General features: G+C 41.8%; 21 protein-coding genes. 4 read left to right on the forward strand and 17 right to left on the reverse strand.

Features of this window, described 5'->3' with window-relative positions; genetic code table 11:
- Window positions 1-5: 5 nt before the first annotated feature.
- Window positions 6-701 (reverse strand): GntR family transcriptional regulator, encoded by a 696-nt coding sequence (locus FTV52_RS08230; RefSeq protein WP_004972365.1) that lies wholly within the window; start codon window positions 699-701, stop codon window positions 6-8.
- Between the two features lie 219 nt (window positions 702-920).
- Window positions 921-1,730, reverse strand: a complete 810-nt coding sequence (locus tag FTV52_RS08235; protein WP_004972366.1) for a sulfite exporter TauE/SafE family protein — start codon at window positions 1,728-1,730, stop codon at window positions 921-923.
- A 28-nt stretch (window positions 1,731-1,758) separates the two neighbouring features.
- Between FTV52_RS08235 and FTV52_RS08240 the strand changes: the two genes are divergently transcribed.
- Together FTV52_RS08240 and FTV52_RS08245 are read left to right on the forward strand one after the other, a co-directional pair.
- Window positions 1,759-2,526: a biotin--[acetyl-CoA-carboxylase] ligase gene (locus FTV52_RS08240; RefSeq protein ID WP_004972369.1), complete on the forward strand. Its 768-nt coding sequence runs from the start codon at window positions 1,759-1,761 to the stop codon at window positions 2,524-2,526.
- Window positions 2,523-3,263, forward strand: coding sequence for a type III pantothenate kinase (locus FTV52_RS08245; RefSeq protein ID WP_004972372.1), 741 nt, complete (start codon window positions 2,523-2,525; stop codon window positions 3,261-3,263). The genes FTV52_RS08240 and FTV52_RS08245 overlap by 4 nt, the downstream gene beginning before the upstream one ends.
- Before the next feature lie 136 nt (window positions 3,264-3,399).
- On the opposite strand, the gene ffh is transcribed toward FTV52_RS08245, so the two are convergent.
- Complete coding sequence (ffh, locus tag FTV52_RS08250; protein WP_096902093.1) at window positions 3,400-4,809, reverse strand: signal recognition particle protein; 1,410 nt, start codon at window positions 4,807-4,809, stop codon at window positions 3,400-3,402.
- Window positions 4,810-4,948: 139 nt separating this feature from the next.
- Here ffh and FTV52_RS08255 point away from each other — a divergent pair, with 139 nt between their 5' ends.
- Complete coding sequence (locus FTV52_RS08255; RefSeq protein ID WP_004972376.1) at window positions 4,949-5,758, forward strand: inner membrane protein YpjD; 810 nt, start codon at window positions 4,949-4,951, stop codon at window positions 5,756-5,758.
- Between the two features lie 316 nt (window positions 5,759-6,074).
- Window positions 6,075-7,010 carry a tRNA-dihydrouridine synthase gene (locus FTV52_RS08260; protein WP_026438289.1) on the forward strand — a complete coding sequence of 312 codons (936 nt, stop codon included), beginning with the start codon at window positions 6,075-6,077 and terminating at the stop codon, window positions 7,008-7,010.
- Between the two features lie 331 nt (window positions 7,011-7,341).
- Here FTV52_RS08260 and FTV52_RS08265 read toward each other — a convergent pair whose 3' ends face one another.
- The 14 genes from FTV52_RS08265 to acnD all read right to left on the reverse strand — a co-directional run bounded on the left by FTV52_RS08265 (window position 7,342) and on the right by acnD (window position 18,856).
- The gene (locus FTV52_RS08265) at window positions 7,342-8,409 is read right to left on the reverse strand and encodes a DUF1176 domain-containing protein (protein WP_154321003.1); all 1,068 of its coding nucleotides are present in this window, start codon (window positions 8,407-8,409) and stop codon (window positions 7,342-7,344) included.
- Between the two features lie 146 nt (window positions 8,410-8,555).
- Complete coding sequence (locus FTV52_RS08270; protein WP_004972386.1) at window positions 8,556-8,897, reverse strand: YegP family protein; 342 nt, start codon at window positions 8,895-8,897, stop codon at window positions 8,556-8,558.
- Window positions 8,898-9,137: 240 nt separating this feature from the next.
- A complete protein-coding gene (locus FTV52_RS08275) occupies window positions 9,138-9,479 on the reverse strand; it encodes a zinc ribbon domain-containing protein YjdM (RefSeq protein WP_004972388.1) in 342 nt (113 codons plus the stop codon).
- A gap of 93 nt (window positions 9,480-9,572) precedes the next feature.
- A complete protein-coding gene (locus FTV52_RS08280) occupies window positions 9,573-9,938 on the reverse strand; it encodes a DUF488 domain-containing protein (RefSeq protein ID WP_179990536.1) in 366 nt (121 codons plus the stop codon).
- A gap of 115 nt (window positions 9,939-10,053) precedes the next feature.
- Complete coding sequence (locus FTV52_RS08285; protein ID WP_004972392.1) at window positions 10,054-10,431, reverse strand: ribonuclease E inhibitor RraB; 378 nt, start codon at window positions 10,429-10,431, stop codon at window positions 10,054-10,056.
- Between the two features lie 185 nt (window positions 10,432-10,616).
- A complete protein-coding gene (locus FTV52_RS08290) occupies window positions 10,617-11,549 on the reverse strand; it encodes a DUF5660 family protein (RefSeq protein WP_154321004.1) in 933 nt (310 codons plus the stop codon).
- 281 nt (window positions 11,550-11,830) lie between these two features.
- On the reverse strand, window positions 11,831-12,496 hold the full coding sequence (locus tag FTV52_RS08295) for an RluA family pseudouridine synthase (RefSeq protein WP_179990538.1): 666 nt from the start codon (window positions 12,494-12,496) through the stop codon (window positions 11,831-11,833).
- 207 nt (window positions 12,497-12,703) lie between these two features.
- Window positions 12,704-13,417 (reverse strand): SIMPL domain-containing protein, encoded by a 714-nt coding sequence (locus FTV52_RS08300; RefSeq protein ID WP_004972399.1) that lies wholly within the window; start codon window positions 13,415-13,417, stop codon window positions 12,704-12,706.
- A 119-nt stretch (window positions 13,418-13,536) separates the two neighbouring features.
- Entirely contained in the window at window positions 13,537-13,788 is a 252-nt protein-coding gene (locus FTV52_RS08305; protein ID WP_179990539.1) for a DUF6868 family protein, read from the reverse strand.
- 562 nt (window positions 13,789-14,350) lie between these two features.
- Window positions 14,351-14,923 (reverse strand): DUF4126 domain-containing protein, encoded by a 573-nt coding sequence (locus FTV52_RS08310; protein WP_179990541.1) that lies wholly within the window; start codon window positions 14,921-14,923, stop codon window positions 14,351-14,353.
- Window positions 14,924-15,029: 106 nt separating this feature from the next.
- Complete coding sequence (locus FTV52_RS08315) at window positions 15,030-15,173, reverse strand: zinc ribbon-containing protein (protein WP_004972403.1); 144 nt, start codon at window positions 15,171-15,173, stop codon at window positions 15,030-15,032.
- Window positions 15,174-15,303: 130 nt separating this feature from the next.
- Complete coding sequence (locus FTV52_RS08320) at window positions 15,304-15,723, reverse strand: type II toxin-antitoxin system VapC family toxin (protein ID WP_136144745.1); 420 nt, start codon at window positions 15,721-15,723, stop codon at window positions 15,304-15,306.
- Window positions 15,723-15,953, reverse strand: coding sequence for an antitoxin (locus tag FTV52_RS08325; protein ID WP_004972406.1), 231 nt, complete (start codon window positions 15,951-15,953; stop codon window positions 15,723-15,725). The genes FTV52_RS08320 and FTV52_RS08325 overlap by 1 nt, the downstream gene beginning before the upstream one ends.
- Window positions 15,954-16,249: 296 nt before the next feature.
- Entirely contained in the window at window positions 16,250-18,856 is a 2,607-nt protein-coding gene (gene acnD / locus FTV52_RS08330) for a Fe/S-dependent 2-methylisocitrate dehydratase AcnD (RefSeq protein WP_096901558.1), read from the reverse strand.
- Window positions 18,857-18,948: the final 92 nt, after the last annotated feature.

Raw genomic sequence — 18,948 nt, forward strand, 5'->3', positions numbered from 1 at the left:
CCCAATTAACGGCGTGAACGTCTTGCCCATGCAAGCTCGATCTGTTTCATACGGGTCAGAGATTCCAACACCAAGTTGCGCAAGTGTCGGCAAAAATCTTCCATAAATAAAGTGGCTTGTTGTGATTTTCTGCTTAAAATTGCATCACTCACCAGTTTAAATAATTCAAAAGATTCTTGTAACTCCCGACGCGAAGTATTTAAGGTCAAAAAGTAACTGCGTCTTAACGATGGCAATAACTCTTGATAGAACTTCATTAAATATAAATTTCCCACCATATCAGGCTGCCGTGCCAGATATTGAAAAATTAAATCATAAAACTTTTCAGTATTGCCCAAGCGACATTGCTCTGCCAGTTGCAGCAAAAGTTGTTGTAAGGCTTCGGCTTCATGCATTCGCCACGTGTCCGCAATACGCTGCACAATATAACCCAATAACAAACTGCTGCTGTCAAACAAAGCTCGGACTTGCTGTGCCGACATTTCCGACACAATTGCACCACGACGTGGAAAAATTTCAATCAGATGAGTACGTTGCAATAACAACAGCGCTTCACGTACCGAACCACGACTCACGTCCAGTTCTTTGGCGATGCGCAATTCCTGAATACGCTCACCTTCAACCAAATCACCGCTAATAATCTGTTCTGCGATGTGTCGGGCAATTTGTTCCGATAAACTTTCTGATTCTTGTTGTTGCATACTGTTCCTATCTTGTTTTTATAAGATGCAGTGATGAAAATTCGGAGCTACTCTCATTTAAGACATCTCAGGATCATCCTTCGACTGCAAGCATAGCTCCGATACAAGCATCTTTCTTTTTACTGCGAAACAGATCACAACGCCATGACATTGTCCGACAATTTCATGGCGCTAGAGCCAATTTTACATGGCTTAAAACAAAGAAAATAGCGACTCAACTTAGAAAAATACTCGCATACCCTGATATACAAAATAACAGCCAACGGTGGTCAGCAAGCAGGCAAAACATTTTTTCAACATCGCTGGCGATAACAAATGTGCCACTTTCGCACCAACTTTGGCAGTAATAAAGCTCATCACACTAATGCCTATAAATGCATAAATGTGGATATAACCAATGGTATTGGGTACTGCAACTTCGGCTTGCTTACCAAACCACATAAAGCCTAATGCGCCCGCCACCGCAATTGGCAAACCACAAGCGGCTGAGGTTGCTACCGCTTTTTGCATGACCACGCCGTAACGGTTTAAGTACGGCACTGTTAAACTGCCACCGCCAATCCCAAAAATTGCAGAGGCAATGCCAATCCCACCGCCCGCCATGACTTGCTTTGCAGTTGAAGGCAAATGATGTGAAGGATCAACCGCAATATTTGCGCCTCTAAACATCTTAAAAGCCACCCACAGTGCAAAACCGCCAATTAATAATTGTAAGCCTTGCCCCGAAAGGAAATCGGCAATACCTGCACCAACAAATGCACCCACAATTAAACCAGGCGCAAGATTACGAAATACAGGCCACATCACCGCACCTTTTTTATGGTGTGCCGTAACTGAGCTGATCGAAGTTACAATAATGGTTGCCAATGATGTCCCCACCGCCATGTGCATTAACACCGATGGGTCATAATTGAGTTGAGTGAACACAATATATAAAATTGGCACAATAATTAAGCCGCCGCCCACGCCAAACAGCCCTGCTGCAAATCCAGCAATTGCACCAATCAATAAATATATGATTAACTCCATAAATATATTCCACTATTTGTAAATTCGTATGGATGTAGAAACCCGACAACTGCAACAACAACTCACAGAAGCAGGACAGCTTCCAGAAGTACTCATCCTGAAGCCGATTACCACTTCCACCAATGATGATGTACGGGAAATTGCACAAAAAGGTGTGCAGAGTGTCTTGGTATGCAGTACCAGACAAACGCATGGTCGAGGACAACGTCAACGGCAATGGGTATCACCCGAAGGGAACATCTATTTAAGCACATTGCTAAATTTACGAACACCTGTAAATGGGCGTTTGGCTTTAGAAATTGCGTTAAATATCTTGCAAATGCCGAGTCTACAGGCGCTGAATCTACAAGTAAAATGGCCAAATGACTTATACAGCCCGCAAGGCAAATGGGGCGGCATCTTAATTGAGCCAATTTCTGCACAGCAAGTCATTGTTGGGGTTGGGCTTAATCTTGCACCTGTCAGCTCAGCAGTTATTGATCAAAAAACCACATCTTTAACCGAACTGGGTTTGGTATCTATTGATCGTGTGCGCCTGATCGCAGAGCTTTATCTTGCCATTCAACAAGCCTGCGACTGGTTTAATCACGATTGCTATAATTTGGCATCTCGCTTCAATCATCATGCCGCATTTATGCAACAACAAGTTGAATTTGAACATTTTAAAGGTACTTGTCAGGGTACTTTTTTAGGCATTCAGGATGATGGCGCAGTGCAAATTGAAACGGCACAAGGGCTTGAAGTTTTTTATCAGGGACGTTTACGCCCTATCGATCATGCCGAGTCATCTTCATGAAAAATTTATGGCTAGATATTGGTAACACCCGCCTGAAATATTGGGTCACAGAACAAGACCGCATCATCGAACATGAAGCAGAATTGCATTTGCAATCTCCTGCCGATTTGTTGCTGGGTTTGATTCAACACTTTAAAAGTCTGAATGTGCATAAAGTAGGCGTGTCATCGGTACAAGATCAGAAGAATAATCAACGCATTCACTTGATTTTAAAAACCCTGAATGTGCCTGTGATTTATGCCAAAGTGCATGCAGATTATGCAGGTTTGCATTGTGAATATGATATTCAACAACTGGGGATAGATCGCTGGCTGCAAGTGCTTGCCGTGGCAAATGACCCACAAGAAAATTATTGTGTCATTAGTTGTGGTACGGCGCTGACTATTGATTTGGCGGATGGACTGACGCATTTAGGCGGCTATATTTTACCGAACTTATATTTGCAACGTGATGCACTGATTCAAAACACCAAAGGCATTAAAATTCCCGATGCTGCATTTGATGAACTCACCCCAGGACGCAGCACCATTGATGCTGTTCATCATGGTATTTTACTCGGCTTGCTCAGCACCATTGAGCATGTAATTCGACAGTCACCACGTAAACTGATTTTAACGGGTGGCGATGCACCGCTGTTTGCCAAATTCTTGCAGCAATATCAACCGCAAGTCGAGCAAGATTTATTGCTCAAAGGTTTGCAGCGTTATATTCAATATGCAACCCATGAAGTGCACTAAAAACCAAACATTGCTCCATCTACGCTGATAAATCTTTCGGTGTAGCTGTCATCTACGAATAAAGAACAACAAAAAAGCAGGCGCATTTTTATGCGCCTGCTTTTTTAACACTTTGATTCTAAGATGTTTTTAACAATTATTTCTTGGTTGGGTCGTTGCCACCAAACAATGGCCCCATACCGCCGCCACTGAATTGCTTTTGTAAACCGCCCAGTGAACGCATCATTTTTGCCATGCCCGATGGATTGGCAAATTTTTTCATCATTTTTGCCATTTGTGCATGTTGCTTGATCAACTTATTCACTTCTGACACATCCATACCACAACCCGCAGCAATACGTTTTTTACGGCTTGGATTCATCAGGTCTGGGTTACGACGCTCTTTGATGGTCATCGACTGGATAATCGCTTCCATCTTTTTCACTTGCTTTTCAGGATTGGCTTGCGCAATTGCATCTTGAATACCTGAGTTGCTCATGCCAGGCAACTTGTCTAAGAAGCCCATCATGCCGCCCATTTTATTCATTTGTTCAAACTGCATCAGCATATCTTCAAAGTTGAAGCTGCCGCCTTTTTGCAGTTTTTTCGCCATTTTTTCGGCTTTTTCTTTGTCGATTTTACGTTCAACTTCTTCGACCAAAGACAGCACGTCACCCATGCCCAAAATACGTTGTGCAACACGTTCTGGGTGGAATGGCTCTAGGGCATCGAGTTTTTCACCCATCCCCAAGAATTTAATTGGTTTACCCGTAATCGCACGAACTGAAAGTGCTGCACCACCGCGCGCATCACCATCAGTTTTAGTAAGGATTACACCTGTTAATGGCAAGGCATCATTAAAGGCTTTGGCTGTATTTGCCGCATCCTGACCCGTCATGGCATCGACCACGAACAAGGTTTCAGTCGGTTTAATCGCTGAATGTAATGCCTTGATTTCATCCATCATGTCATCATCGACGTGCAAACGACCTGCAGTATCGACAATTAACACATCAGCAAACTGAATTTTTGCCTGTTCGATGGCACGGTTGGCAATATCGACAGGGTTTTCATTGGCATTTGAGTCAAAGAAAATTGCGCCAACTTCGCCTGCAACCGTTTGTAGCTGTTTAATTGCCGCAGGACGGTAAACGTCGGCAGACACCATCGCCACTTTTTTCTTTTGACGTTCTTGTAAGAAACGTGCCAATTTTGCTGCAGTGGTGGTTTTACCCGCACCCTGCAAACCTGCCAATAACACCACAACCGGTGGCTTGGCAGCAAGGTCAAGGCTTTCATTGGCCTCGCCCATCATTTTTGTGAGTTCGTCATAGACAATTTTGACGAACGCCTGACCAGGGGATAACTGAGTCATCACTTCCTGACCCAATGCCTCTTCCTTAACTTTCGCGATGAATTCACGAGTTACAGGTAACGCCACATCGGCTTCAAGAAGTGCCATACGTACTTCACGTAACGTATCTTTAATATTGTCTTCGGTTAGCTGCCCTGAGCCAGTAACATTTCTTAAACTCTGCGTGAGTCGTTCTGTTAAGGTATCAAACATTGCAAATTCCGCTTAAAATAGCCATTAGCAAAAAAATGTTTCTTTAAAATAGAAAATTTATGCACAAGATGCTATAGGATACTGTAGTTCGCATCGAATTTATATAAATGAATATTCATCATCCTGAAAAAGGTTTGACATGATCAGTCTCCCCTTGGTTTATACGATTTTAGCATTAATCGCTTATACCAGTTCTTTTTGGTATTTATTTTCACATTTAATGTCTAAACGTGCGCCAAATCACTGGTTTATTCGTTCTCTGCTCAGTTTGGGCTTATTGCTGCATGCTGCCGTGTTGTATAACGATATGTGGACGCCGATGGGTGTCAACTACAACGTGTTTAACCTAATGTCATTTACTGCGGGTTTAATGTTGTTATTGAGCTTGCTGTTCAGCAGTTACCGACCTGTAATTGCGCTAAATTTGATTGGTATTCCTGTAGCAGCAGTGGGTTTAATTGCAGGTTTTTCATTCAGCCAACATAATTTATTTATTAACCAAAACTCGATTGGTTTAGATATTCATATTATTTTATCGCTGTCTGCTTATGCCGTATTGTTGATGGCGACCATTCATGCCGTGCTCATGTGGTTTCAAAACCGCGAACTGAAAAACAAACAAAAACGTCGGGTTTGGGTAAATTTGCTGCCGTCTTTGCAAGATATGGAATCTTTGCTGTTTGATATGTTGATTGCAGGTTTTGCCTTACTCACAGTCGCACTAGGTTTTGGTTTCTTTACGGTAGAACATTTCTTTGCACAGCATTTAGCACATAAAACTGCCTTTAGTATTATTTCTTGGTTTGTCTATGGGTCGTTGTTACTTGGGCGTTATAAGTTTGGCTGGCGTGGACAAAAAGCGATTCGCTTTACCATTATTGGCTTCTTTTTATTGGCGCTCGGTTTTATTGGTTCTAAATTTGTGTTGGAAATGATTTTGAGTAAGTAAGGTGTTTTTATTTTGCTCATTCAAAGTGTAGGATGATCAATTATTTAATAGCATAGTCGAGGGGGAATGGGCTGTTTAAATTAAGCCAATCATTTAAATGATTTCTAACGATGTAAGAACTCAATTAAAAGATCTAGTCTAGGATGCACATCAACTGCATGGACTAGATAAAACTTGAGATACAGATCACTGTGTCAAATAAAACAGCTTAAATACCAGAACCTTAGCTACAACCACTTCAATTCAAAACCCTTTTCCTAGACAACCCACAGAAAAAAACGTATAACTCCACTTTTGTTTGAACTGGCAGCATCTTGTGAAACTGATTCTTGCACCCATGGAAGGCTTAACCGACCCCATCATGCGTGATGTAATCACGTCTGTAGGCAGTTTTGACTGGTGTGTAACAGAGTTTATTCGGGTCACAGACAGCATTTTGCCAGACCATATCTACCACACCTATTGCCCAGAACTACTCACCAATGGCAAAACTGCGGCAGGTACGCCTGTGCATGTTCAGTTTTTGGGGAATAATCCTGAAATGTTAGCCGCCAATGCAGCCAAAGTTGCGGCTATGGGTGCACCTGCAATTGATATGAACTTTGGCTGCCCTGCCAAAACAGTCAATCGGCATCGTGGCGGTTCAGTTTTACTCGATGAACCCGAAGTAGTATATGAACTGGTTAAAGCGGTTCGCGATGCCGTTCCTGCTCATATTCCAGTTTCCGCCAAAATGCGTCTAGGCTATATGGATCGGAACTTCATGCTAGAAAATGCGCACGCCATTGAAGATGCAGGCGCAGCATGGGTTACAGTACATGCACGTACCAAAGCCGATGGCTATACGCCTCCCGCATTTTGGGATCAGCTACGTCCTATTCGTGAAGCCTTGAAGATTAACGTCATCGCCAATGGTGAAATTTGGAACAATGCCGATGCCAAACAATGCCAGTTAGAATCGGGCTGTGAAGATTTGATGATTGGTCGTGGTGCGGTCACCACCCCAGATTTGACCCAATGTATTCGTCAAAATTCAGACCTGCCTTTGCTGAGTTGGCAAGATTTGCTGCAACTACAAATTCGCTTTATTCACGGCCCTGCCAAAACAGAAATTGGGATGCTGGGACGTTATAAACAATGGCTCGGCATGATGTCGAAACATTATCCCGAAGCCAAAGCTTTGTGGGATGAAATCAAGCGTCTGAAAAAGCTGGATGAAATCATTGAAAAATTAGTCGCGCACACGACTTAAACATTGAATCCATCAAACTCAAGCTTCATCTAAAAAATTTCAGCTTTTATTAGGGTCTGCTGACAATTCGTCTATGTTTGCGGCGATGCATATTTTTTAGCTGATATAAGGCATGGGACAGGAAATTTAGTCATTCTAAATGACTGGCACATAACGCAATAGCAGCAAAAAATATGCTCGCCCTGAAAGGCTGTGGCTAAAACTTTCTCAGATTGTGTTATGAAACTTAGCAATAGTCTCGCTATTACTTGCGTTTCATGCCTGATCTGCTCAGTTTTAGCCTACAGCGCAAGCCATTTATGAAATGTCAAAAGCCCCTAGTGAATATCGGCTATTCAACCTTGCTGACAAAGCTTGGCATTTCCCATGCACTGCCTGCAAAACCTTTGCATTGTCCTGCATCGAATTGATAGCTTTTGACAAACTGCTGACCATTCCACGCCCACTCAATTTGACTGAAACAATCGCCAATTCCACGCCCTTTTTGATAGGCAAAAATCTGTCCATTGCTAAATTCTGAAGCAGAATCAGTTACAAATTGCTGTATCTTTTGCAGTTTTTTATCCATAACCCAATAAGCCACACCCCAATTATAAGCCCCTCGCCAACAACTTGCCTCAACCAACACGCTATCTTGATTTAAGGGATAAGTATGAATCTGCTGTTCTGCTTGTTCAGGTTCAAACAGCATATAACAATCTTCACGATCTACGGTTTTTTGTAAAATTGGATATAACTTTTCTGCACTGGCCGCGGTAAGCACCTGTGCTTTGGCGGTTCGGTGTTGAGGCTGCATGAGAATGTTAATTTTAGGCATCGCTTGCGCTTTTAAGACCTGCGTGGATGCTTGATTGCCTTTTGCCAATATTGCGGAGTCTGTACCCACACGTTTTTGAAATTCATCCATTTTTAGCAACACTGCACTCATGCCTGCATCAGACAATTTCCAGCGTTGTTGACCATGTTTTAACTCGATCACGACATGCTGACGCGCCTGCGCCAACAGCTTTTGCACACTGGCAGCAGATAAATTGGCGATACTTTCATGAAAGTTTAATTGTTGCAAAGTGCGTCCATTTAAAAATAAAGTCGCTTGAGCAATATCTTCTTGAATTTGCAATTGCCCTTGTACAGCACTCTTTGCACCTGCTTGACGGGTCAATAACATACTGATCGGTTGTTCAAAATCATCATCGCTTTGGTAGCCTGCGGCACGGCAGGTTCCTGTATTATCACAGGCCAACTCCCAATCTTGATGCTGAAAATACAGTCCTTGCAAAGCAGTCGGCTGGCTTGAAGCAATCGTTTTTTCAGCAGTGATCGGTGCTGCAAAAATACCAACACTACCGAATAAACCACTGATCGCCAGTAATATTTTTAGATTGCATTTGAAATTCATAATCTTCGCAACTCCTGAAATTGTCATCTGTGATTCAACGGCTTAATCAAGGCTAGATTTAACACCTTGCCTACTTAGCTCAATAAAAAAGCACGCCAGAGCATGCTTTTCTAATGCAATTTAACATCAAGATTTAATGCAAAAGATTACGATTCCTGCGTTAAATCCTTGACCGTGGTGCTTGCGCCATTGGTTTTCACCGACTCAATGCCTTTGTCACGTGATTGCTCAGAAGTATAGAGCTGACTCGTACCAATAATCTGATGGTTGGCAGCTTTTAAATTAAAATACGGCTTATCATTCTTAGATGTCAGTCGATCATAACGCCCATCATCCTGACTGTTCTTTTGTACCGAAGCGATGCCATTTTTTGCCGATGCTTTCGCCTTATACTGTTCACTGGTTAAGATAATTTCGCCATTCCCAGCTTTAAGTACAAAGCGGTACTGACCATTGCTTGCTTGTGAAATCTCAAACCATCCTGACATACTTGCCCCCAGTTTTCTTATGAGTGGTGAAGTGTGTTGTTGAATGATGCTAGGCTTTAAACTGCCTAAAAATTATTCTTTTCACTTAAAATATAAAGGACTTAGGCACAAGAAAACAGTATTAATTTTGTACACTCTTAAAGTTATTGTTGCTCAATTTGAATACTAAAATACTTTTATAAACTCCATAAAAAAGCGCAGGCAACTCAAGTCGCCTGCGCTGTTGAAATCTGCTTAAACTTAAGCTTTTTTCACATATTCAGATTTTAATTTCATAGCCCCCATGCCATCAATCTTACAATCAATGTCATGACCATCTGCTGCATCTGGAATTAAGCGAATATTTTTCACTTTCGTTCCCACTTTTACAGCAGCCGAAGAACCTTTAATCTTCAGGTCTTTAATCACAGTCACCGTGTCGCCATCTGCCAACACGTTGCCGTTTGCATCTTTAATCACAGCAGCAGTTTCTTCTAGCTGTTCCCCTTCTTTCCACTCATGTGAGCATTCAGGACAAATCAGTAGGTCGCCATCTTGGTAAGTGTATTCTGATTGGCATTTTGGGCAATTTGGCAAAGACATAAAAAACCTCAAAAACTATATTATAGCATTTTTTACTGAATTTTCATAAACTTAAAATCCTTATAAAGCACAAGGATAATCAAATAAAACTCTTTAATTGGACTGTGCTAAGCGTTGCAGCATCACGTGTTTTAATACCACTACATGATTGTGCTGCTCATCTTTAGCTGCTGTGACCAGAGTGATTTTTTGCTGCTGTGCCAGTTCACACAACGCCTGTAAAGCCTCTTCTTGCTCTGCTAATTCAGCTATATAACGCTGCTGAAACTCATCCCAATGTTGTTCAGGGTTTTGATGATACCATTTACGCAGCCCAGTCGAAGGCGTAATTTCTTTGGGCCATAAGTCAATACGAGCGCGTTCTTTACTCACACCACGCGGCCATAAGCGATCAACCAGCACCCGTGTTCCATCTGCCTGAGTCGCTTCAAGATAAGCGCGTTTCATTGCAATATCCATATTTGCACCTCTGCATCTTTTATGATGACGTCATCAGCGCCAAAGTTTTAGGCAGCAGATTATGTATCACAAATAAAAAAGCATGTGATCAACACATGCTTTTCAGATACCCGATTTAATCTTCGTAATCGTCTTCGTCTTCATCATCGTAGACGTAAGCCATACAGCCCCAGCCATCGTATTCACCGCCATGTTCTTCAGCAATTTTGCTGAACCATTGCTCTAAATCGACAATGTCTGAATACTCTGGTTCCATGTAAACATAAATGGTAATGATCCATTCAACTGCGTCAGATTCTTCATCTTGGAATAATGAAATTTTTTGTTCTTCGGCCAACAAATACAAAGCACATTTTTCAGCTTGTTCTTGTGTGGTAAAAGCGATGGAGTACTCAATCTCATGTGGCTCTGTCAGGTCATCCCCATCTTCATGCATTTGCCAAAGTACATTGCCATTATCATCATCAGGGAATTGTTCATAGTCACGTGTCATGCGAATATCCTTGTTATCTTTTTAGCCAATATATATCTGGCAAGTGACAAAATAGTGAATTCAACATAGCACAAATTTGCCCGAAGGACTCAATTTTCATCTCGTTTTACACTGACTTTAGTCTGAATTACCCAGAAGCTTGCTTTTACATGACACTACAATTGCTTTAAGCATTTGCAGCCAGTTTAATTTGTGGCATCTGACAAGATGCTTTCCTGTTTAAATGCCAACAGTAAAGCAGCAAACTTTAATTCTTCTTGTCGAAGTGTTAAGTAAGAGTCTAGAATTTTTGCGTGTCCAAATGCAGCCGCATAATGATTGAGCAAAGTAAAATCATCCTGCAAAGCTTGAAGCGATTCAGCCAGATTATGTTCAGTCAGCTGCGCCAAATATAAATCTGCTTTACTATTAAATGCTTGAGCCAGCAAAGTCACTGCCGCTAGACGGCGTTGCTCATCGACAAAAGCACAATGCGCAACTTCTTGATTTTTGACCGCATCTTGAATCTTGTGTCGTACTTGCTGCAGGTGTTGTGCTACATCACTATAGCCATAACCTTCAATCAGATCATCCAATAGCTGCTGTGCAGGCAACTGAAAAGCAGGCGTATGATGTTCAATTTTATGATACAGCGCGGTCATAATCTGTTCGAGTTGCTGACGTTCTTCAACCAAGTTATAAAAAGCACCCAATTGATCTTGTGCTGTTTTAAGCGTTTTGGCTTTGGTTTTTTGCTCATGCTCGGCTAAAAAATCTCGGACTTTTTCAACTTGTTGCTTGCACTGCTCCCGCGTATTTTCCGCTTCGGATTTAATCATTTCTACAAACATTTCTACTTGTTGACGACGTTCTAATACATATTGCTCAACGTCTAAAATATGTTGATAGTGCTGCAAGGTTTCTAAACGACCTTTTAAACTGCCTATTTCGATGCGTAGCATGGTGAGCTGATGCTCTAATTCATTACTTTCTAACTCATCGGACGCCAAATTGGAGCGAGTGCGGTCTAAATTGCTTTGTAAAGATTGAATGCTGGCAGACAACTCACGGCGGCGCTGAGATTGCCAAAAAATAATCACCACCAAAACAATAATGATTGCACCCAATATATACAGCATATAACTTCTCCCACCCGCATTGGTCTGCCATATTTTGAAAAACCATCTTCAGTTTTTAAAGACGCTTTCTAACCCGCTTTGACAGCCCACCACACTCAAAAACACAAAATTTTAAAACAGCGAGTTATTCATTTCCTTCATTTATGCCAAGGCAAATGAATAACGACAGCTCTAAGGATACGTTAGCGAGTTAGCGGCACGAAGACTATCCCAATTTTTGAGTATTTTCACAAAAAAATTGAAAAATGTGCGCCTGTTAGAAAAATTAAATCCCAAAATCTCTAAAAAGGAAGCTGTGCTCGAATTGCAACAGGAACTTGGCTTAACGGTTGCGTGAAAGCCAAATAACTGGCATGCAGCGCCATCCGACCTAACGTGCTTTTTTGAGGTTCAGGATGATATAACTTATCACCTGTAATGGGATGTCCAATATATTGCATGTGTACTCGTAACTGATGCGAGCGCCCTGTGATCGGGGTGAGCAACACACGGGTAACATCTTCAACCGCACAATATTCCAAAGCCTGATACAGCGTTTGCGCAGGCTTGCCTAAATCGAAATGCACAATTTGGCGTGGACGGTTTTCCCAGTCAGTAATTATAGGCACATCGACACTGCCCTCACCTTCAAGCTTGCCTTGAATTAACGCAATATAGTTTTTTTCAACTGTTCGCGCCTGAAACATTTTGCTCAACGCGACTTCTGCATCACGGTGCTTGGCAAACATGAGAATACCCGATGTCGCCATATCTAAACGATGGGCAATTTTTGCCTGAGGATAATTTGTGAGCACTCTTAAATATGCACTGTCCTGATGTTCAGGCAAACGCCCAGGCACAGACAATAAACCTGCGGGCTTATCAATCACCAGTAAATCGTCATCTTCATAGACAATTTTTAAAGGCTCTTGTGGAGGTGCATAAATAAAGTTGTCGTTTAAAGCCATGAACATACAGCATACAAAGCGGTGCCGGCAAAATATCAAGCACAGCCCGAACTGTCAATTCAGTCGGGCGATGTGCTTTTTAATGTAAAGATTTAGATTTTGAATTGGCTGAGTCTGCCAAGCTAAATCTGCCAAGCTAAATCTGCCAAACTTAGTCTGCCAAACTTAGTCTGCCAAACTTAGTCTGCCAAACTTAGTCTGCCAAACTTAGTCTGCTAAATAGTATTCCACCGTAGACACCACACGTACTTTTTTCAAATATGGCGTGTTGCTGTCACGGTCTTCAATACTAAATACGCCCTGATTGGCCGATTTAATTTTGCCTAAACGACTGTCAGAATCTGCAGCAAATTTTTCTGCAACACTGCGGGCATTTTGTGTGGCTTGCTCAATCATGGCAGGTTTAATGTCATTGAGTTGGGTATATAAATATTCAGTGCGTTGCCCATAATCTTCACCACCAAAGGCTATTCCATTTTTGCCTAAATCGACCAAGCGACTTTGTGCGCTGCGCACTTTATCAATATTTTTGGTATAGACCGTAATGGTTTGATGTGCGGTATAACGTAAAGCGACATTGCCATCGCCACCATATTGTTGGGCGTATTTATCGGTAATTACAGGTGCAGCAATGGTGATTTCTTCAGGACTAAAACCTTCATTTTTTAAAAAGTTTTGAATTTGGGAGGTTTGGCTTTGCATGGTGTCATATAATGCTGCCAAGTCTTGACTGGCAGTACTAAAACGAATTGGCCACACCGCCACATTGGCTTTTACTTCACGTTCAGACAAACCTTTGACTGAAACTACACGCTCATATTGTTTAATTTTAAGTGCGCTATTGCCTAAAATCCAACCCGCCAGCACCATCCCCAAACAAATTAGACCGCCTAAAATCAGTGCAGGTTTAAATTGATTCATGTTTACCAACTCCTTAAATTGCGGGCTTTTCGCCTCTATTTCGATGACCGTGTGTTTTTAATGTACTGTTTAAAGCGGTTGTTTCTATGCTTTTCGATGCTTGTTTATAGAGTTCTAAATCAAGATCGCATCATGTACAGCGCGATAAGTGGCGCGATATTCAATAGCAATACCCCAATTTTATAGACTGCCATGCCGCCATAATGAATGGCATCAAAACTTGCATCTGACAGTTTAAACCATCTGCCATGTAACTGTCGAAGCCAGTCATGCGCGAAAATCACCACCACAAGCCACAGCATTAAAATGGTATAGTTAATCAGTGCGCAGGTCAGTAATAAACGACACCAAAAATCGTAATCAACACTCATATCCCACCTAATTAGATGTGGATGATCATTACAAATTAACAGATTTAAACGAAAAACTTGATGGGAGTTTTGTAGCGGAAAGATGGTTTAAAATTCATTTAAGTCTTTATTTTTTGATAATTTTATTTCTTGATCTTGTTTTGTTTTTTATATTTTTAACAATATTCTTTAGGGTGTTAGGGAAAACAACTGTGGTTTACTTCAACTATCATGCTGGATAAGCCATGATCTTATAGCCTATAAACTTCTGGTTTATAGCGTCCTAAGCCGAATCGAGACCTTTTGGGTAAGTACTACACGCACGTTGTACGCAACTGGTAGCAATCTACTCTTTTCGATCCCCATCACACCCTTGAGATATATAGTAGTGATTTGAGGATGGGATTGTTTCCCCGAAATGATTTTATTTTGATTAATTTTTAAAATTTTTATCACTTTTTAAGTCATATTTTAAAAAATTTCCCAAATAGACATTTTTTATGCATTTAAATCATCAAATAAAGCTTAAATATTGAATTTATTACCATGATTATTTTCAAATGTTTTCAAACTGACCAAAAATCTATGTGGAGGATTCAACAACTTTCTTTTTGCCTCGAATCCAGCGAATTGCCCAAATTAAGGTCAGTAGCACTACAAAAACCACCAATATAGGCACAATGAAAGACAACACTGAAAGTACGGCAGCCCCAATCCACTCTCCTGTTGAAATTACAGGATTAGCAACACCGCCTGTGGTTGCGGTTGATACGCCACGTGCCGCAACTGTACTCATTTGCACCACACCCGCTGTACCGCCACCGACAATAATGGCCGAAGCCCAACTGGCAAATTGCGACATTTCGCCACTGCTTACAGCCATTGTGGTGAGTGTACCTGCAATCATGGCGGCAGGCGTTGCAACAGTGTCGAGCAAATTATCGACCCACGGCACATAATACGCAGCAATTTCACTGATTGTTGCCACGGTCAAAGCTAGACAAACAGCAGGCATCGCCAACCATTCAAAACCTTTCAAGGGTTCAAACCAACCCATGAGCGCCGCAACACTCATGACCATCAAAGGCACAAAAACCCGAAAACCACTGGCAGCACTTAGCCCAATGCCGACACATAAACCGAGTATTGTTTCCATGTTGTACCTCATTGCCTTGGGTTTTCTATGGCTAAAATAGCAAAAAGCCCCATCGGGTGATAGGGCTTTAGATTAAAACAGGATCTGCTGTTTTATGTCGTGTAGCTTAGGCAACCTTGTTGTTATATTGGGTGCCATGGCATTTGGTACACGGTGGTAGACGGTCTGTACCAATTTCTAAGTAAACGCGATGCCCGCATTGGACACAAAAATAGAAGCCTGTTCCTGGTTTATCACCTGCAGTTACCATCTTTGTTCTCCGTGTGGTTTAGAAATGGTCAATCCAGTATATCTATTCTGTGATGATTGTCTATTGTCCATTTTGACGGGTGATGAGGGCAGTTGGGCGAAGGATGATTTTTATAAAAAATCTAACTCAATTACAAAGGATTAGATACCCAGTTTTCGACTTTTAATCCATCGACACGAGTAAATTCTTTTTCGTTATTGGTGACCATGACCCAATGATTTGCACGTGCATGTGCTGCTAACCATAAGTCATTTGCGCCAATGATCTGCCCCTTAGATGCAAAGTTCTGGCGTATTTCTGCATAATGGTGTGCAACATTTTCATCCAATTCAACCACTTGAATCATTGATGTTAATTCATCTATGACTTTTAAAGCCTTTTCTTTATGTTGACTTTTTTCTGCACCAAAACGTAATTCTCCCAACGTAATGACAGAAATTAATATATTTCGATGCGGAAGATGTTTTTCAAAATACTGACGCACAATTTCAGGTTGGTATTTAATAATGTAAATACAAATATTTGTATCTAATAAATATTGTACTTGCATTAGAACATTTCCCGTTCTTGAGGCGGCAGATCTTCTCTTTCATCTGCATAAAAGTCATTTGGCATTTGGGATAACGCTTTAAATAACCGATCTACCGTGACTGGTTTTTCACGAAGAATCACTTCATCACCACGACGAAAGATTTCAACTTCTTTGCCTTCAAAGCGAAATTCTTTAGGCAATCGAATGGCTTGACTTCGTCCTGTCATAAAAACTTTTGCGGTAGTCATTGGGCTACTCCATCGTTTTTGATACATATCTTATGATAGGTATTTATTGGGTGTTTTTCAACCAAATAAACTTCTACTTTTAAATTTTATTGTTTTTGATAACTGCTGATTTTTTGAATGAAAGATACTTTTTAGAAAATTAAGTTAGGTTTACAAGGAGTTTGCTGTTTAATTCACAATATATTCATCTTCCAAAAAAAAAAGACCTCACTTAACAATGAGGTCTTTTCTCAACAATAATCATTCTCTAACATTTCTTTAAAGAAGAAAAATTAAAGAAGATTCTTAAAACATCATCAAGCCACATTCCCTTCCAAGAAATCCTGCGCAAAGCGTTGCAATACACCGCCCGCCTCATACACAGATACTTCTTCTTCGGTATCTAAACGACAAGTTACTGGCACTTCAATTGTTTGGTTTTTACCATCATCCGTTGAACGCTCAATCACCAAAGTCAAAGTCGAACGTGGCGCAATATTACCAATCACGCTATAAAGTTCCGTACCATCCAAACCTAAAGTTTTACGGTTAACACCCGCTTTAAACTCAAGTGGCAATACGCCCATACCCACCAAGTTGGTACGGTGAATACGCTCAAAACCTTCAGCCACAATCGCTTCCACACCCGCAAGACGCACGCCTTTTGCAGCCCAGTCACGGCTTGAACCCTGACCATAATCTGCACCCGCAATAATAATTAACGGCTGCTTACGGTTCATATAAGTTTCAATCGCTTCCCACATACGCATTACTTCGCCTTCTGGCTCAACACGCGCTTTAGAACCTTGCTTAATTGTGCCGTCTGAACGTACCACCATTTCATTAAACAATTTCGGATTCGCCAAAGTTGCACGCTGTGCAGTCAAATGATCACCGCGATGCGTTGCATAAGAGTTGAAATCTTCTTCTGGCAAGCCCATTTTTGCCAAATATTCCCCTGCTGCCGAGTCTAAAATAATCGCATTCGATGGAGATAAATGGTCTGTGGTGATGTTATCGCCCAAAATTGCCAACGGACGCATATTGGCTAAAGTACGTGGCGCAGCCAATGCACCTTCCCAATATGGTGGACGGCGGATATAAGTACTTTGTGGACGCCAGTCGTAGAGTGGACTTTCAGATTTTTCCGACTCTCCCAAATCGAACATTGGAATGTACACTTGGCGGAATTGTTCAGGTTTAACCGATTCTTTCACCAAAGCATCAATTTCAGCATCAGATGGCCAAATATCTTTCAGATAAATCGGGTTACCATTTTGATCTGTGCCCAAAGCATCTTTTTCGATGTCAAAACGAATCGTTCCTGCAATCGCATAAGCCACAACCAACGGTGGCGATGCCAAAAATGCTTGTTTCGCATACGGATGGATACGACCATCAAAGTTACGGTTACCCGACAGCACAGCAGTCGCATACAAGTCACGGTCAATAATTTCTTGTTGAATCGCTGGGTCTAATGCACCAGACATACCGTTACAAGTAGTACATGCATAAGCGACAATACCAAAACCAAGTTTTTCTAAGTCTTTCAGTACGCCTGCTTCTTCCAAATACAATGCAGCCGCTTTAGAACCTGGTGCAAATGATGATTTCACCCAAGGCTTACGCACTAAACCTAACTCATTGGCTTTACGTGCCAACAAACCTGCTGCTACAGTATTACGCGGGTTTGAGGTATTAGTACAAGAGGTAATCGCAGCAATGATGATGGCACCATCTGGCATTAAACCATCAGTACGGTTTTCAACCACACCTGCAATGCCTTTTTCTTTTAAGTCTGCAGTTGAAACACGCGCATGCGGATTCGATGGGCCTGCAATGTTACGAGTTACTGTTGAAAGGTCAAAACGTAATACACGTGGATACTCTGCCTGTGTCATTTCAGATGCCCAAAGACCAATTTCTTTAGCATAAGTTTCAACCAGTTTGACCTGATCTGCTTCACGACCTGTTAAGGTTAAATAGTCGATGGTGTTTTGATCGATGTAGAACATAGCGGCAGTTGCACCATATTCAGGTGTCATGTTGGAAATCGTGGCACGATCCCCCACCGACATGCTATCTGCACCTTCACCAAAGAATTCTAAATATGCACCGACCACACGTTCTTTACGCAAAAACTCGGTTAAAGCCAATACGATGTCCGTTGCCGTAATACCAGCCTGACGCTGACCGACCAACTCCACACCAATAATGTCTGGCAGACGCATCCAAGAAGCACGACCCAACATCACGTTTTCAGCTTCAAGACCGCCTACACCTACAGAAATGACACCCAAAGCATCGGTATGTGGTGTGTGTGAGTCTGTACCCACACAAGTATCTGGGAATGCAATGCCTTCACGGTTTTGAATGACTGGTGACATTTTTTCCAGATTAATCTGGTGCATGATGCCGTTGCCTGCAGGAATCACATCAACATTTTCAAATGCAGTTTTCGTCCATTCAATAAAGTGGAAACGGTCTTCATTACGACGATCTTCCACTTCACGGTTTTTACGGAAAGCATCTGGGTCAAAACCGCCATATTCCACAGCTAAAGAGTGATCGACAATTAACTGGGTAGGTACGACAGGATTCACTTTAGAAGGATCGCCGCCCTGATCGGCAATCGCATCACGTAAACCTGCCAAGTCAACGAGCGCAGTTTGCCCCAAGATGTCGTGACACACCACACGCGCTGGATACCACGGAAAATCATGCTCTTGTTTACGCTCAATCAATTGTTTTAAAGATTGTTCTAAAATTGCAGGGTCACAACGGCGCACTAACTGTTCTGCAAGTACTTTTGAGGTATAAGGAAGTTTGGCATAAGCGCCTGGCTGGATATCTTCAACGGCTTGTCGCACGTCATAAAAATCGAGCTGAGTGCCTTGCAGTGGTTTGCGGTAGTTGTTATTCATCTGGTATTCGCCCTTACTCTATTGTTCTCAACATCTTATGGGATGATTGTTTCCACCCGTCGAAAGCATTGTACGCTGCCAAAAACCCATTT

The sequence above is a fragment of the Acinetobacter sp. YH1901141 genome (assembly GCF_013416935.1).
In the GTDB taxonomy this organism is placed as follows: Bacteria; Pseudomonadota; Gammaproteobacteria; order Pseudomonadales; family Moraxellaceae; genus Acinetobacter; species Acinetobacter towneri.

Coding starts and splice junctions, on each gene's coding strand:
- FTV52_RS08230 (WP_004972365.1), bottom strand. CDS start 701: ATGCAACAACAAGAATCAGAAAGTTTATCGGAACAAATTGCCCGACAC.
- FTV52_RS08235 (WP_004972366.1), bottom strand. CDS start 1,730: ATGGAGTTAATCATATATTTATTGATTGGTGCAATTGCTGGATTTGCA.
- FTV52_RS08240 (WP_004972369.1), top strand. CDS start 1,759: ATGGATGTAGAAACCCGACAACTGCAACAACAACTCACAGAAGCAGGA.
- FTV52_RS08245 (WP_004972372.1), top strand. CDS start 2,523: ATGAAAAATTTATGGCTAGATATTGGTAACACCCGCCTGAAATATTGG.
- ffh (WP_096902093.1), bottom strand. CDS start 4,809: ATGTTTGATACCTTAACAGAACGACTCACGCAGAGTTTAAGAAATGTT.
- FTV52_RS08255 (WP_004972376.1), top strand. CDS start 4,949: ATGATCAGTCTCCCCTTGGTTTATACGATTTTAGCATTAATCGCTTAT.
- FTV52_RS08265 (WP_154321003.1), bottom strand. CDS start 8,409: ATGAATTTCAAATGCAATCTAAAAATATTACTGGCGATCAGTGGTTTA.
- FTV52_RS08270 (WP_004972386.1), bottom strand. CDS start 8,897: ATGTCAGGATGGTTTGAGATTTCACAAGCAAGCAATGGTCAGTACCGC.
- FTV52_RS08275 (WP_004972388.1), bottom strand. CDS start 9,479: ATGTCTTTGCCAAATTGCCCAAAATGCCAATCAGAATACACTTACCAA.
- FTV52_RS08280 (WP_179990536.1), bottom strand. CDS start 9,938: ATGGATATTGCAATGAAACGCGCTTATCTTGAAGCGACTCAGGCAGAT.
- FTV52_RS08285 (WP_004972392.1), bottom strand. CDS start 10,431: ATGACACGTGACTATGAACAATTCCCTGATGATGATAATGGCAATGTA.
- FTV52_RS08290 (WP_154321004.1), bottom strand. CDS start 11,549: ATGCTGTATATATTGGGTGCAATCATTATTGTTTTGGTGGTGATTATT.
- FTV52_RS08295 (WP_179990538.1), bottom strand. CDS start 12,496: ATGGCTTTAAACGACAACTTTATTTATGCACCTCCACAAGAGCCTTTA.
- FTV52_RS08300 (WP_004972399.1), bottom strand. CDS start 13,417: ATGAATCAATTTAAACCTGCACTGATTTTAGGCGGTCTAATTTGTTTG.
- FTV52_RS08305 (WP_179990539.1), bottom strand. CDS start 13,788: ATGAGTGTTGATTACGATTTTTGGTGTCGTTTATTACTGACCTGCGCA.
- FTV52_RS08310 (WP_179990541.1), bottom strand. CDS start 14,923: ATGGAAACAATACTCGGTTTATGTGTCGGCATTGGGCTAAGTGCTGCC.
- FTV52_RS08315 (WP_004972403.1), bottom strand. CDS start 15,173: ATGGTAACTGCAGGTGATAAACCAGGAACAGGCTTCTATTTTTGTGTC.
- FTV52_RS08320 (WP_136144745.1), bottom strand. CDS start 15,723: ATGCAAGTACAATATTTATTAGATACAAATATTTGTATTTACATTATT.
- FTV52_RS08325 (WP_004972406.1), bottom strand. CDS start 15,953: ATGACTACCGCAAAAGTTTTTATGACAGGACGAAGTCAAGCCATTCGA.
- acnD (WP_096901558.1), bottom strand. CDS start 18,856: ATGAATAACAACTACCGCAAACCACTGCAAGGCACTCAGCTCGATTTT.